The organism is Chitinophaga alhagiae (assembly GCF_003568665.1).
Classification (GTDB): Bacteria; Bacteroidota; Bacteroidia; order Chitinophagales; family Chitinophagaceae; genus Chitinophaga; species Chitinophaga alhagiae.
On the sequence record NZ_QXMH01000003.1, the window covers coordinates 233,265 to 248,035 of the forward strand.

6 protein-coding genes are annotated in these 14,771 nt (G+C 58.3%); 2 read left to right on the forward strand and 4 right to left on the reverse strand.

The window, feature by feature from the left end; all coding sequences use genetic code 11:
- Window positions 1-50 precede the first annotated feature (50 nt).
- Window positions 51-4,193 (forward strand): hybrid sensor histidine kinase/response regulator transcription factor, encoded by a 4,143-nt coding sequence (locus tag D3A97_RS17320; protein ID WP_119079788.1) that lies wholly within the window; start codon window positions 51-53, stop codon window positions 4,191-4,193.
- 114 nt (window positions 4,194-4,307) lie between these two features.
- A complete protein-coding gene (locus tag D3A97_RS17325; RefSeq protein WP_198674044.1) occupies window positions 4,308-7,205 on the forward strand; it encodes a polysaccharide lyase family 8 super-sandwich domain-containing protein in 2,898 nt (965 codons plus the stop codon).
- A gap of 312 nt (window positions 7,206-7,517) precedes the next feature.
- Here D3A97_RS17325 and D3A97_RS17330 read toward each other — a convergent pair whose 3' ends face one another.
- From D3A97_RS17330 to D3A97_RS17345, 4 genes are all read right to left on the reverse strand, one after another.
- Window positions 7,518-8,789 carry an acetyl-CoA hydrolase/transferase family protein gene (locus tag D3A97_RS17330; RefSeq protein WP_119079790.1) on the reverse strand — a complete coding sequence of 424 codons (1,272 nt, stop codon included), beginning with the start codon at window positions 8,787-8,789 and terminating at the stop codon, window positions 7,518-7,520.
- Window positions 8,790-9,040: 251 nt separating this feature from the next.
- Window positions 9,041-9,580, reverse strand: coding sequence for a hypothetical protein (locus D3A97_RS17335; RefSeq protein ID WP_119079791.1), 540 nt, complete (start codon window positions 9,578-9,580; stop codon window positions 9,041-9,043).
- Between the two features lie 33 nt (window positions 9,581-9,613).
- On the reverse strand, window positions 9,614-11,890 hold the full coding sequence (locus tag D3A97_RS17340; protein WP_119079792.1) for an FAD-dependent oxidoreductase: 2,277 nt from the start codon (window positions 11,888-11,890) through the stop codon (window positions 9,614-9,616).
- A 20-nt stretch (window positions 11,891-11,910) separates the two neighbouring features.
- Window positions 11,911-14,769 carry a glycoside hydrolase family protein gene (locus D3A97_RS17345; protein WP_198674045.1) on the reverse strand — a complete coding sequence of 953 codons (2,859 nt, stop codon included), beginning with the start codon at window positions 14,767-14,769 and terminating at the stop codon, window positions 11,911-11,913.
- Window positions 14,770-14,771: the final 2 nt, after the last annotated feature.

Genomic DNA, 14,771 nt, shown 5'->3' on the forward strand with positions numbered 1-14,771 from the left:
ATTCTACCCTCCTCCCGTGGTTTGCATGCGGGCAATGTGTATATTGGGCCATGTTTTTTCCGCAACGCATGCTATGGGTACTGGTGATGGTATTGGCTTTTCAGCCAGGCAGGGGGCAAAGCATTGCATTCAACCACCTGATGGTGGAAGACGGGCTCTCGCACAATTCCGTGCTGGCCATTACGCAGGACAAGCAGGGTTTTATGTGGTACGGCACCCGGTACGGCCTGAACCGGTACGACGGGCAGCGTTTCAAGGTGTACCTGCGGCAACCGGGAGACAGCACCAGCCTGCCGGAAAACCATGTGATGTTCCTGCATACAGACGGGGAGGGCACCCTTTGGGTGGGCACCGTTCACGGGCTGGCCCGCTACGTTCCGGAAAAAGACGCCTTTGAGCACATCCCGCTGTACCCGGCGTACCCGGCCAGGCAGCCGGGCATCATACATATTTATACAGACCGCAAAAAAAGGCTGTGGGTGGCCACCAGCTTTGGCCTGTACCTGCGCAACGGCCGCGGCTTCCGCGTGCTGCGGCAGGCAGACGGGCTGGCGGGAGATATTGTACGCTGTATTTATGAAGATACGCGCGGCAACATCTGGGCGGGCACTACCAACGGCCTCAGCAAACTCACGGAAAGCGGCGGAGCGTTCACCATCACCAACTACCGCCACGAGCCCGGCAATGCCAACAGCCTGCCGGCCAACTATATCAACACCATTGCGGAAGACCGCGGCGGCCACCTGTGGCTGGGCATGCAAAGCGCGGGTATCTGCCTGTACAACCCCGTTGCCCATACCTTTACCCCGCTGGCCCCGCCGGTGATCGTCAATAATTATGTACGCCGCATTATAGCGGACAAAGCGGGTAAAATGTGGATAGGCACCCAGGAAGGCCTCAGCATCATGGACCCCGCTCTCATGAAAGGCGCTACCTACCAGCATGACCCCGGCAATAAAAAAAGCCTGAGCCAAAGCTCCATCCACAGCCTGTTTGAAGACAACAACGGCTCCGTCTGGATAGGCACCTATTTTGGCGGGGTGAACATGATCAATTCTTACGGCACGGCCTTTACCACCCTTCAGAACGCCCCCTTCAAGCCCGGCCTCAGCAACAACGTAGTAAGCGGCATACAGGAAGACCGGCAGCATAATTTCTGGATAGGCACCGAAGGCGGCGGGCTGAATTATTACAACCGGCAGACCGGCCGCTTCACCTGGTACCGGCACCGCCCGGAAGATGCCGGCAGCATTGGTTCCAACCTCGTAAAAGTGATACTGGAAGACAAGGACGGCCACATCTGGGCGGGTACCCACGGCGGCGGGCTGAACCTGCTGCAGCCCAACGGCACCTTCAAACGTTTCCTCTACCAGCCGCAAGACGCATCCAGCTTTGTGCTGGAGGTGACCGCCCTGCTGGAGGATTCCCAGGGCCGCTTTTGGGTGGGCACCAACAAAGACCTGTACCTGATGCGGCGCAGCGGCCAGCTTCTCACGGAAACCGCAAAAGACACCTCCGTTCGCAACATTCCCGAAAGATCTGTACGGTACCTTTACGAAGACACCCGGCGGCGGGTGCTGATCGGCACTACCTCCGGCCTCTACGCCTGCGAGAACGGCCGCTACCGGGAAATACTGAAAGGGTATGTCAATTCCATGTTTGAAGATCATGCCGGCAACATCTGGGTGGGCATGTATTACGGCGGGCTGGTGAAGCTGGATGCCGAACTGGCCCACCCTGCGCTGTATACGGAAAAGAACGGCCTGCCCAGCAGCAATATATTGGGCCTGCTGCAGGATGACGGGCAGCAATTGTGGATCAGTACAGACAATGGGCTGGTGAAATTCAACCCGGCGCAGCAAACGTTCCAGACGTACACCACCGCAGACGGCATTGCCGGCAACAACTTCAATTATAATTCTTTCCTGAAAGACAGCCGGGGCGAGTTCTTCTTTGGCGGGTTCAACGGCATTACCAGCTTCTTTCCCCGCAACATCATCAACAACACCTACACCTCCCCCATGGTATTCACCGGCCTGCGGCTCTTTAACCGGCCGGTGGGCATCCTTGGCGAAGACGGGCTGCTGCGGCAGGCCATCGGGCATAGCCATGCCCTCCGCTTCCGCCACAACCAGGAGGTGTTCACCCTTGAATTTGCCCTGCTGAACTATATTGGCAGCAACAAGAACCGTTATGCCTACCGGCTGGAGGGGCTTGACCGGGACTGGGTGGAAACCCGCACACCGGAAGTGACCTATACCAACCTGGCCCCCGGCAGCTATACCTTCCAGGTAAAAGGCGCCAATAATGACGGCATCTGGAGCCAGCCCGTGCGCATGGAGATCACTGTTCTGCCGCCGTTCTGGCGCACCTGGTGGGCATATTGCATCTATGCGCTGCTGGTGGCGGCCATCATCTTCCTGGTGGCGCGGTACTTCTTTTTACAGGCACTGCTGCGCAAGGAAGAAGACCTGCACCAGGTGAAGCTCAACTTCTTCACCAACGTGAGCCACGAAATACGCACGCACCTCACCCTGCTGATGGCGCCGGTAGAAAAAATGCTGCACGGCCTGCCGGCGGGCAGCGCCCAGCGCCAGCCGCTGCAGCAGGTACGCAACAACGCGGAGCGGCTGCTGCAGCTGGTGAGCGAGCTGATGGATTTCCGGAAGGCGGAAACCGACCACCTTGCGCTGCACGTGCAGCAGCACAACCTCATCCCCTTCCTGCAGCACATCCATGACAGCTTCCGAGAACAATCCCTGGGCCGCCATATCAGCACCACCTTTCGTTACGACATACCCGAAGCCCCCGCCTGGTTTGACCAGGCGCAGCTGGACAAGGTATTTTTCAACCTGCTGAGCAACGCTTTCAAATTCACGCCAGACGGCGGGCAGGTTTTGCTGCACCTGCAGCGCGGCCGCGGCGGGTATATCATTACGGTAACAGACAACGGCCGCGGCATTGCCCCGGAGTACCTGCACAAGCTGTTCACCAACTTCTTCCAGGTGGCGGACCACGGGCGGCAGAACACGGGGTATGGCATAGGCCTGGCGCTTTCCCGCCATATTGTGGAGCTGCACCACGGCACGGTAGCCGTAGAAAGCGAGCCGCCCGGCCCCGGCAAAGAAGGCCGCACCAGCTTCACCGTTACCCTGCCGGAAGGGAAGCGGCACTTTGCGGGCGGGCCGCATGTGGTGGAAGAAGGCGGGGCGGCGGAAGGAACGGGAGCGGCCGTACGAAAGGAAGAGGTGGTGGCAATTGCGGACGAAGGTGTTCCGCCTCCCAGGGCGTTGCCTGCCGCAGATAAGGCAGCAACGGGTATTGGAGAACCTGTTGCCGGCCATCAGAAGAACGTTGCCGCCCCCGCGCGGGAACCGGCTCCCGGCCACCATGGAAGCTCCTCCGGTGAACCGGCCCCCGCCCGCTTCACCCTCCACATTGTGGAAGACAACCCCGAACTGCGCCAGCTCATCCGCGGTACCTTCGGCCCTCAATATAACGTGCTGGAAAGCGAGAACGGCGCGGAGGGCCTGGCCCTGGCCAAAGAACAGATCCCTGACCTGGTGATCAGTGATGTGATGATGCCCCAAATGGACGGCCTCCAGTTCTGCCACGCCCTGAAAACAGACGAGCGCACCAGCCACATCCCCGTTATCCTGCTCACTGCCAAAAGCTCGCAGGCAGACCATGTGAGCGGCCTGGAAACCGGCGCGGACCTTTACCTCACCAAACCCTTCAGCACCCGCGTGCTGGAGCTGAACGTACGCAACCTGCTGGCGCTGCGGGAAAAGATGCGGGAAAAGTTCAGCCGCCAGTGGCAGGCCGGCCAGCCCCCCGCCGCCCCGGATGCCATCCCCAACAGCGTAGATACCGCCTTCCTGGAAAAGGTGATGCAGCTGGTAGACGAACATATGGACAACCCGGAGTTTGGCGTAGACATGCTGGCCCGCAAGGTAGCCATGAGCCAGCCCGTGCTCTATAAAAAGCTGAAAGCGGTTACCGGCCTGTCTGTCAATGACTTTGTAAAGTCCCTCCGCCTCAAAAAGGCCGCGGAGCTGATCCGTACCCGCCGCCACACCGTGTATGAAGTGGCCTATATGGTGGGGTATAATGACCGGAAGTACTTCAGCCGGGAGTTCAAAAAACAGTTCGGCAAAACCCCTTCCGAGTTTGCCGCCGCCCCGGAATTATAAAAACCGCCCCATTTATTTACAAATTTCCCCCCTTTCGCAACGGCCGTTTTACTAGATTTGGTACCGGCATGGTGATGTATGTTCCACGGTATTCTTCCACCAAAATCAATTGCTATGAAAAACTATCTACACCTTGTTTTTTTCCTGCTGCTATGTTCCACCGCCACCCGCGCACAAACCGATTTCACCCTGGTGATGGACCGCGTGAAGGCAGACCTGCTGGCGGCCGCCCCTTCCGTGACCACCCTCAACGCCGAGGTAACCACCAACATGGGTAACCTGCAGGCCAACGGCTCCTGGCCAGACATCAGCTACGCCTACAGCTCCACCACCTATACGGCAGACCTGCACCTGCGGCGCATCAAGAACTTTGCGCTGGCCTACAACCAGCCCACCGGCGCCCATTACCACAGCGCCGCCCTCTTTACGGCCATCACCAGCAGCCTGGGCTACTGGGATACGGCAGACCCGCAGAGCTGGAACTGGTACCATAACCAGATATCCAACCCGCAGATGCTGGGGGAAGTGATGATACTGCTATACAACACCCCCCAGCTGCTGCCCGCCGCCCTGCGCAGCAACCTGCTGGCCCAGATGAACCGGGGCAACCCCGCCGCCCAGACCGGGGCCAATAAAATGGACGTGGCCATGCACTTCATCTACCGGGCCTGCCTCACGGCAGACAGTACCCTGATGCAGACCGGCGTGACCCAGTTCTACATGCCCATTTCCCAAACCACGCAGGAAGGCATCCAGTACGACTACTCCTATCAGCAGCACGGGCCCCAGCTGTACGTGTTTGGGTACGGGTCTGTGTTTGTGGGGGGCGAAGTGAAAATAGCCCACCACCTCCGCGGCACCTCCTGGGCCCTTTCCGGCACGCAGTTATCCCTGTTCAGCAACTTTGTGCGGAAGGGCTACCTGCTTTCCATGCGGGGCAAATACATAGATTTCAGCGTGAACGGGCGCAGCATCAGCCGCGTGAACAACCTCTCACAGGCCGGCGTGAACAGCCAGCTGGGCAAGCTGAAAGACCTGGACCCCGCGCATGCCACGGAGTATGACCAGGCCAGGGCACGCATCCAGGGCGCGCAGCCGCCCTCCTACATGGTAAGCCCGGTACATAGCCATTTCTGGCACTCGGACTACACGGTACATCACCGGCCGGGGTACTTCTTCGGGCTGCGGAACGTTTCTCCCCGCACCTCCAAATCAGAGAACGGCAACGGGGAAAACCTCAAAGGCTATTACCTGTCTGAAGGCGCTACCAATATTTACGTGAGCGGCAGCGAGTATTACAATATACAGCCGGTGTGGAACTGGAGCCGCATACCCGGCACCACGGCGCCCTACATCACCACCTTCCCGCTGCGGCCGTCATGGGGCGGCAACTACGGCACCGCCGCTTTCTCGGGCGGGGTGTCTGACTCTCTGTACGGCGCCACGGCCCTTGCTTTTAATGATTACAGCACGCAGGCCCGAAAAGCCTGGTTCTTTTTTGACGATGAGGTGGTATGCCTGGGCGCAGGCATCAGCGCTACCGCTACGCAGCCCATCAACACCACGGTGAACCAGTGCCTGCTCAGCGGCGCCGTTACCGTATCCGCGGGCGGCAGCCAGAGCACCGTACCCGCGGGCACGTACAGCTACAATAACCTGCAATGGGTAGAACACAACGGCGTGAGTTACTACTTCCCCGCGGGCGGCAATGTACAACTGAGCACCACCGCCCAAAGCGGCACCTGGAAGAGCATTAACAACGGCGGCAGCACTACTGTGCAAACCATGAACGTGTTCGGCCTGTGGTTCGACCACGGCACGCAGCCCGCCGGCGGCAGCTACGCCTACTACGTGATACCGGGGCAAAGCATGGCCGCTTACGATACCACGGCGGTGCGCATCCTGCAAAACAACGGGGACATGCAGGCCGTTCGCCATACCGGCCTCAACGTGTGGCAGATCATATTCTACAAGGCCGGCACGTTCAGCAAAGATTCCGTGACCGTTACGGTAGACCGGGCTTGCGCGGTAATGCTGAAACAAGTGGGCAGCACCAGCGTACAGGTATCTGTGGCAGACCCCGCGCAATCTTCCTCGCCGGTGAATATGCTGCTTACGCTACCCAACATTCCGCAAACCCGCCAGCTGGCCGCCAGCCTGCCTTCCGGCAACTTTGCCGGTTCCACCGCGGCGTATGCGGTGAACCTGTCTACGCCGGTGTATGTTCCTTCGGAAACCACCACCGCCATTACGGATGCCTATGTACGCAACGGTACCGCCTATGCCGGGGTCAACTACGGCACGGCCGGTTCACTGGTGGTGAAAAAAGACAACCCCGGGTATGCCCGCGAAGTATTCCTGAAATTCAACGTGGCAGACCTGCCGGAAGACGCCAATACGGTAAAGCTGCGGCTATACGTGAACTACGCCAACACCGGCGTGGCCGCCGTGCCCTGGATAGCCCAGTACGTCAGTAATGACAGCTGGACGGAAACAGGCATTAACTGGAACAACATGCCCATCACCACATCCAATATAGATACCGCCATGGGCGCCGCCGCCGGCAATTATGTGGAATGGGACGTAACGGCCATAGCGCTGGCCCAGCAGGCGGCAGACGGCGTGTTAACTCTCAAGATAGTATCCAATGCCACTGGCAGCACTACAGACGCCTCCTTTGCGGCCCGCGAGGCAGGCAATACCGCCCAGCGGCCCGCGCTGGTGAGCACCGCCGGGGCGCCGCTGATCACTAAAATACCAGGCATAGCGGAAAGTAATGCAAAAGGCATCACCGTTTACCCCAACCCCGCCGCGGGTTTCATCAGGGTGGAAACGGCCGTGCCTTACCACCGCGCGGAGCTGCGGGATGCGGGCGGCAAGGTGATCAGGGTAGAAACGCTGAACGGGCAGCAGCAGTTCCGGATCAGCCTGGAACGCGTGCAAAGCGGCGTGTACTTTCTGCAGCTCACCGGCGGGAAAGGCAATGCCGTGAAAAAAATAGTAAAACTGTAAAGAAGCGCTCATACGAACAATCCAAAAAGGGCAGGCCTTCGGCAGAGGGCTTGCTCTTTTGCTATGGGTACGTAATGCTCCATATGGCGGAGTGCCTGCAGCAGAGGGCTTGCTCTTTCGCTATGAGTACATAATGCTCCATATGGCGGAGTGCCTGCAGCAGAGGGCTTGCTCTTTCGCTATGGGTACGTAATGCTCCATATGGCGGAGTGCCTGCAGCAGAGGGCTTGCTCTTTTGCTATGGGTACGTAATGCTCCATATGGCGGAGCATCTGCAGCCAGCTCAGGCGCCGCTGCGGGGTATGGCACTCCCTACTTCCCGAACCGCTCCGCAATATGCTTGTCCAGCCACTCCCGGTGATCAGGATGGGCAATATCCGTCAATGCCCTGGCCCTTTGCCGCAGGTTTTTCCCGAACAGGTCCGCCACGCCAAACTCCGTGACCACGTACCGTACATGCGCCCGCGTGGTGACCACGCCCGCGCCTTCTTTCAGGAAAGGCACTATTTTGGACGCGCCGCTTTTGGTAGTGGAAGGCAGTGCAATAATGGGCTTGCCGCCTTCGGAGAGAGACGCCCCGCGCATGAAATCCATTTGCCCGCCCACACCGGAATACTGGTACGTGCCAATGGAATCCGCGCATACCTGCCCGGTAATGTCTATTTCTATGGCGGAGTTGATGGCCACGGCACGGGGGTTGGTGCGTATCACCTTGGTATCGTTCACGTAGTCTATTTCGAGGAAGGCCACCATGGGGTTATCATCAACAAAATCGTACAGCTTGCGGGTGCCAATGGCAAACCCGGTCACTATCTTGCCGCGGTGCTTTGTTTTGTATTTGTTGGTCACAATGCCTTTTTCCACCAGCGGGATCACCCCGTCTGAAAACATCTCCGTATGTATGCCGAGGTCTTTGTGGTTGTGCAGGCAGGAAAGCACGGCATCCGGTATGGCGCCGATCCCCATTTGCAGCGTAGAGCGGTCTTCTATCAGCTCCGCGCAGTACCGGCCAATGGTGAGCGCCGTTTCTGTTACCTGTTTGGCATAGCTCACCTCCGGCAGCGGCTGGTCTGTTTGCACCAGCGCGTTGATGTTGCTGATATGGATAATGCCGTCCCCATGCGTGCGCGGCATGTTCGGGTTTACCTGGGCAATTACGTACCGGGCATGTTTGACGGCGGAGCGGGCAATATCTACTGACGTGCCGAAGGTGCAGTAACCATGCCTATCCGGCGGAGAAACATGCACCAGCGCCACATCCAGCGGCAGCACCCCTCTTTCGAAGAGCTGGTTGATCTCGCTAAGGAACACCGGCACATAATCTCCATGCTGGCTGTTGACCACCTGGCGTACGTTTTGTGAAACAAACAGGGAGTTCATGAAAAAGCTGCGGCCAAAATCAGGATTGTTGAACGCCCCGTCTCCCAGGGTGGTGATGCTCACCAGCTCTACGTTCTTCAATTCGGGGCCGCGTTTGAAAAGGGCGCTCAACAGGGCCATGGGGGTGGCGGCGCTGCCGTGTATGAACACGCGCTGGCCGCTCTGGATAACTTTCACAGCTTCTTCCGCTGACTGGTAATGCATGGGCTCAATGATTTCTTTAAAAGATACGAATTATTGAAATTACCACCGCGGAGCATAGCGGGAACTGATTACGGTCAACGGACAGCATAATTGAGAACAGGCCGGGAGATGCCCGTTGTCCTGAACTTTCCGCGCGCTTTGCCGCGCTGCCGCGGTTCAGCAACAGCAGTGTACGGGCCCTGGGCCTTATGCTGCAAAAAAAATGTGCATCAGCATGGATGCACATTCTCTATGTTATACGAAACATCTTGCTAGTTCTCCCGTACCGTTTCTTCCAGCCTGCCGTTGCGGAACGCATACTGCACATAGATGGAATCCGCTTCCGGGTGGTGGAAGCCCGGCAGTTCCCAGCCCTCTACTACGCCGTTGGCAATACCGGTGAAGGTGAGCATGTTCTCAGACAGCTTGCTGCCGCGGCGCAGCACGGAATTATATATGAGGCGGCCGCCCTCGTTGAGCAGCACGGCATAGTGGGCGGTATAGTTATTGCCGCCGCCCATGCCTTCTATGGAAAAGGGCATCAGGGCGTCCGGCAGGCTGTCCCGGTTAATGTCTCCTATGAGCAGGGGGCGTTCCTCATCGTAAAAGGCGTACGTGCCTTCAGAGATGAGGTCCATGCCGTCCAAAAAAACGCTGTCGCTTTTCAGCAGCTCAAAAGCGGCCACTACCTGGGCGGTGTCCACTATATCGGCGGAGGCGTTGTTTGCAGATGAACCTCCCTTCTCTCCCCCCTTCTGCGCGGCGTTGCAGGCAACGGCCAGCAGCAGGGAGCACAACAGATACTTATTCATAGAAACGGAATTTAGCCCCGCAATATACTCAACTTAATAACATCTTACCGCACAAACCGCCGCCGGCACCTCCGAGGAGGGGTGTTCCACTTCTATCACCAGCTGGTCTGTATGCACCGCTTCCGGCAACTGCAGCCGGTTGAAGGCCTGGTAATTGTCTTTTTTCTCGAAGAGGATATTGCCGGCGCCGTCTTTCACCCGGTAAGCCTGTACGCAAAAGGGCATCGCCGTTTCAGGATGCGTCATCAGCACGGATTCCATGGGGTGGTCATAGTCTGTATCAAAGAACAGCTCTATGGTGCTGATCTTCTTCGGCTTGCTCCATTGCAGCGTGATGGCCGGGTTGGGATCGTTCCAGTCTGCCACCCAGGCGTTAGGCTGTGTGGTGGGCCTTTCTACGCCGTTGCGGATGTTTTCTACTGAAAAGGCATGCAGGCCATCAGGCAGCCTGAAATCCAGGTTATGCCCTTCCGGCCGGCGCTGGGGGCACCAGAACTCGAAAGCGTCCATCCCGATGTCTTCCGGCGGCGTTTGTTTACCGAAGTTGGACACGGCCTTGTTCACCGTGTTGAACACAGACAGCAGGCCGGTGACCCGTTTACCGGTGTAGTGCAGCCGCACGCCCGGGGTTTTGAAGAAGGTAACGAAGGCGTACCCCGCTTCTTTCATATCCGCGTCAAACTGCAATTGCAGGCAGTTGCGCCCCGGCTGGAGGGCCAGCGTTTGCCGGGCCAGCGTTTCATCAGGCGTGTGGTTGCCGCTTTTGCTGCTGATGCGCAGCTCCACTTCCAGCGTGCCGGCAGCATCTGCCTCCGCATGGAAAGCCATCAGCGGCGCCTTGCCCGCGGGCAGCGGTATCATTTGCGCCACGGAAACATCCAGCGGTTTCAGCAGCGGCTGGCCGGGAAATTCTTTCAACACCAGCTCGCTGCTGGCGGAAAGCGTGGCGGTAGCGGTATGGTCAAGCGGGGACCGGTACAACAGGCCCGGTATGTATTGCCCCGTTTGCAGGAGGCGTTGCTGCAGTTCTTTCGTATGCCCGTTGGCGATAATATCCGCCGGCAATATGCCTTTTTCCGTACAGAGCACCGCCGCCATGGCGGCGGCCTGTGTTACGTGGGCGGAGGTGGCCATTACGCGGGTGGAGCCGTAGGCTACGTGAGACGCGCTGATGGTGCGGCCGCCCAGCAACAGGTTGCGGATGTTGCGGCTGTACAGGCTGCGGTAGGGAATCTGGTAAACACCCTTGCTATGCCACTGGTTGCAACCGGGCTTTTCGCTGAACACGCCATCCGCGGGGTGCAGGTCAATAGACCAGCCGCCAAAGGCCACCGCATCTTCATGCGTGCGCTGCTCCACCACATCCTGCTGGCGCATCATATAGTCCCCTTCAAACCGGCGGCTCTCGCGTTTGCCGGGTATCATGCCCACCCACTCCAGCGTCAGGTTTTCCGCTTCGGGAAACTGGCCGGAGTTCTTGATGTGGTGCCATACGCCATATACCACTTTCCAAAGCTCCCATTTGATGATCTCCGTGTCATGCACGGTATCCAGCCGGCCGCCATATTCTATCCACCACAGCTTGCAGCCGTATTCACGCGCGTTGAAGCTGCGGTAGCGGGGTACTTTTGTAATATCCTGGAGCGCAAAGGCAGGCGGGGTGAACTTTACCGGGCGGCCCGTGTCTTTGCTGTAGAAATAAAGGCTGTGGCCCAGCAGCTCGCCGTACGCTTCAGAAGGGGCAAACAGCTCCCCGAACTCTTCCCTCTTTTCCGCTCCCATCCTGAAAGCGGCGCCTGACAAAAAACCTACCACCCCGTCTCCGGAGGCATCTATGAACAACGGGGCTTTGAGCAGGTACGCCGTCTGGTTCTGGCTGCAATAGGCGCGCAGCGCGCTGATCTCTTCATCGTTCTTCTTTTCCGCTTCATACACCGTAGTGTTCAACAGCAGCGTTATATTGGGCTCCTGCGTTACTTTATCCAGCAAGATCATATCAAATATCACGGGGTTGCCTTCGGGGTTGCGGTACGTATTCTCCACCAGTATCTCGTCTACCAGGCCGCCCTCTCTTGCCCAGCGGTTATTATTGCCCATGTGAGAGGTAGCGCCGAGTATCCACAACCTTACTTCGCTGCTGGCGTTGCCGCCCAGCACAGACCGGTCTTGCACCAGCGCCACCCTGAGCCCCTGGCGCGCGGCCGTTATGGCGGCGCATACGCCTGAAAGGCCGCCACCGGTGATCACCAGGTCAACAACAATGTTCTTCTCCGGGAATGTACGGCACCCGGCTGCGTCCTGCTTTATCATATTGCTCTTTTATGTCTGTTTTAATTGCCTAAGGTTATTTTTTCACTCGTTACCACCCTGCCGTCCGTTCCGGTGAGCGACAGCCAGCATTGTACCGGGTACGCCTGCCGCAGCGGCACGGTAAACTCGAAGGGATAGGCCGCATCGGTCACCTGTTGCTCCTTCCCTGCCGCATCCGTATAATGCAGGCGCACGCTGCGCCAAAGGTTATCATCATCCTGAAGGTACAGGAACAGCCTGCGGCCATACGCGCCCAGCTTGAACAGCAGCGCTTTGGCGTTGCCGGGCTTTATTTCGCCATAGTCTTTCCCGTTATCTTCCACACGGGCCAATATCCGCTGCTGGAAACGCACCTGCGGCACGGCATTCTCTACTGCTACCACGGCAATGCCGTTGGCGGGCACGGTTACGCTGAAGGTGTTGCCCTTCAGCGGTGTGGCTTTGACGATGCCCGCTCCCGGACGTGCGGTACCACCTTTGCCGGAGGCGTTCAACAGCGTTACCCTGCTGCCCGCCGCGGTTTTTACCTGCGCACGGTCCAGCGTAACCATGCTGGTTACCGGCGAGGCGCACTGGTTGGTGAATGCCAGCAGCAACCTGTTGCCTTTACGGGCGGCTATGTAGTTCAGCTCCGTGCTGCCGGTAGCCAGCAGGTGGGAAGGCATCCACAGCTGCACGTCCTTCACACCGTACATGGTGCCGGGACGGCTGCCGTACATATAGTTCTGCAGGTAAGCGTAGCCCTCCATGTATTCAGCCGGGAAACTGATCTGCCCGCGGCTGCGCACAGCCGCGTCCGTTACGAGGTAGTCTATCAGCATAGACGCCATGGGCAGAATGTGGTTATAGTGGAAAGAGTTCACGCTTTGCTCCTTGTGGGCATGCAGCGGGAAATCCGCTTTCTCGTAAGCCGTTGTTCTCTCCGTATTGATATGATAACCGGGAAAGTTCCGGTAGCGCCCCACTACGGCCGCTTTGGCCACGTTCATCAAAAAAGTGTCTTTGGCATAGTACCCGATGCGCAGCATCCATGGGGCAAAGTTGGTCATGAAAATGCCGCGGTGGCCGGTAGACGTACCGGAAGACTCCGGCGTAAGCCCCGTTTCAGACAGGCGCCAGGCAGGCGCTTTTTCTTCCGGGTAATACATCTGCGCATGGCCTTTGGAGCGCAGGTACCAGTACATGGGCGCTTTGCCGCCTTTATTGACGGTCACCATGCTATCCGGTATGGCCGGCGCCATCCAGGTGAACATGGTGTATTGCCGCGCGCCCTGCACGGCCGCGTTGAGGTAGGCCGTATCTCCTGTAATTTCGTATAGCTGAGACAGTTCTATCCAGCGGTTGGTGAATGCCGGCCAGAAAAAGAAACTGCCGGCAAAAGGATCGTCAAAGGCCGTTTGCGGCTGGTACACGCGCTGGCGAAGGTATTCGTTTGCCATACGGCGGGCAGCGGCCAGGTACGCGGTATCTCCGGTGGCCCGGTACAGGTGCATGGCATTGATCCAGCTATTGCCTTTTTCTTTCACATCGAGGTTGCGCACGCGGTTGCCGCGGTACTCCCGCTCCATCATCTGCAGGTAAAAGCGGTTTGTTTTGCCAAACACATTGTACAACGCGGCCAGTTCAGACAGCGGCGCTACGGGGCCTTTCAGCTTGCGCGAAGGGCTTTGTATCTTCTGCAGGCTGTCAAGGCTGAACAGGAACTTCTCACGGCTGAGCATAAATTCCGCAAGCGGGTAGGCCCGCTTCTCAAACATCACGGAATCGTCCCGCACCAGCGCCAGCTCCAGCGGGTTGAGGCTGGATACGTTCTTTACGGCGCCGGGCACGTCCGTAGAATAGGCAAACCCTTTCAGGCTGTCTACGAACCAGGCATAGTCTGTCATGGCGTACGCCGTCATGTTGTCCAGCACGGTGTTCAGCGAGGCAATATCATTGCGTCGGTAGTTGCGGAAGCCGAATATGGTTTCCGCAATATGCTGATAGGTATGGGTAATGTTCTTCGGTTCGGTTACCAGTTGCAGGGAGAAATCAAACACATGGCCCGCTTTCATCTGTGAGCCGTAACCACCTGGTATGGGCGCGTACAGCTGCGGCTGCACCTGCCCACGTTCATTCACCAGGGCAATGCCGAACTGGCTGTTGGGCAGCATGGGCAGCGGCTGGAACGGGAGGTGCTGCGGGGAGGCCAGCACGCCGAGGGTGTTGCGCCCGTCGTTCACCATGGTGGTGGGCAATGGCGCCATAAAGGCGGGCGTGAGGTAAGCCGCATCCGGCACCCGTTTCTCCTGCCATATCAGCGGCTGCCAGATGGCCGCTGCCTGCGCAACGCTGAAAGCAGGCGCGCCGGTATACCCGATGCTGTAAAAGCCCGGCCTGGCGGCCCTGAACGTGAAATGCAGCACGGGGTACGGTTGGGCCGCGGTGAGCACATAAGCGCTCAATGAAAAACCGGCGGCGGCGGGGAATGAAAAGAACACGGTGTCTTTATGCCGGCGGTAACCGCTGGCCTGCAGGGTGACGCTTTCCCCGGCGTGGTGGATGTTGGCCGTGCGCCAATCGCTTTTGGCGCGCAGGATACGGTCATCAAACCCGTCTCCCGCCATGGAAGCGTTTATTTTCTTCTGTATAAAATCTGCTTTGCTGCTGTCTTTCACTTTCCAGGTGAGCACGTTGTACTCCACCTTTTTGATACCGGCGGGTTTCAGCGCCATACCGGGATCTGTGGCGTTGTACAATATCCTGAAAACGGGAGCGAAAGTGTACGTTTGCCCGGCTGATGTGACCTGTACCCCTTCCCTGCCGGATGATACCTGGGCCTGCGCGCCAACGGCGAGCAATAAAAGACAGGCGATCATACGTGGAGTTGCGTTTTTCATAA

Coding starts and splice junctions, on each gene's coding strand:
- D3A97_RS17320 (WP_119079788.1), top strand. CDS start 51: ATGTTTTTTCCGCAACGCATGCTATGGGTACTGGTGATGGTATTGGCT.
- D3A97_RS17325 (WP_198674044.1), top strand. CDS start 4,308: ATGAAAAACTATCTACACCTTGTTTTTTTCCTGCTGCTATGTTCCACC.
- D3A97_RS17330 (WP_119079790.1), bottom strand. CDS start 8,789: ATGCATTACCAGTCAGCGGAAGAAGCTGTGAAAGTTATCCAGAGCGGC.
- D3A97_RS17335 (WP_119079791.1), bottom strand. CDS start 9,580: ATGAATAAGTATCTGTTGTGCTCCCTGCTGCTGGCCGTTGCCTGCAAC.
- D3A97_RS17340 (WP_119079792.1), bottom strand. CDS start 11,890: ATGATAAAGCAGGACGCAGCCGGGTGCCGTACATTCCCGGAGAAGAAC.
- D3A97_RS17345 (WP_198674045.1), bottom strand. CDS start 14,769: ATGAAAAACGCAACTCCACGTATGATCGCCTGTCTTTTATTGCTCGCC.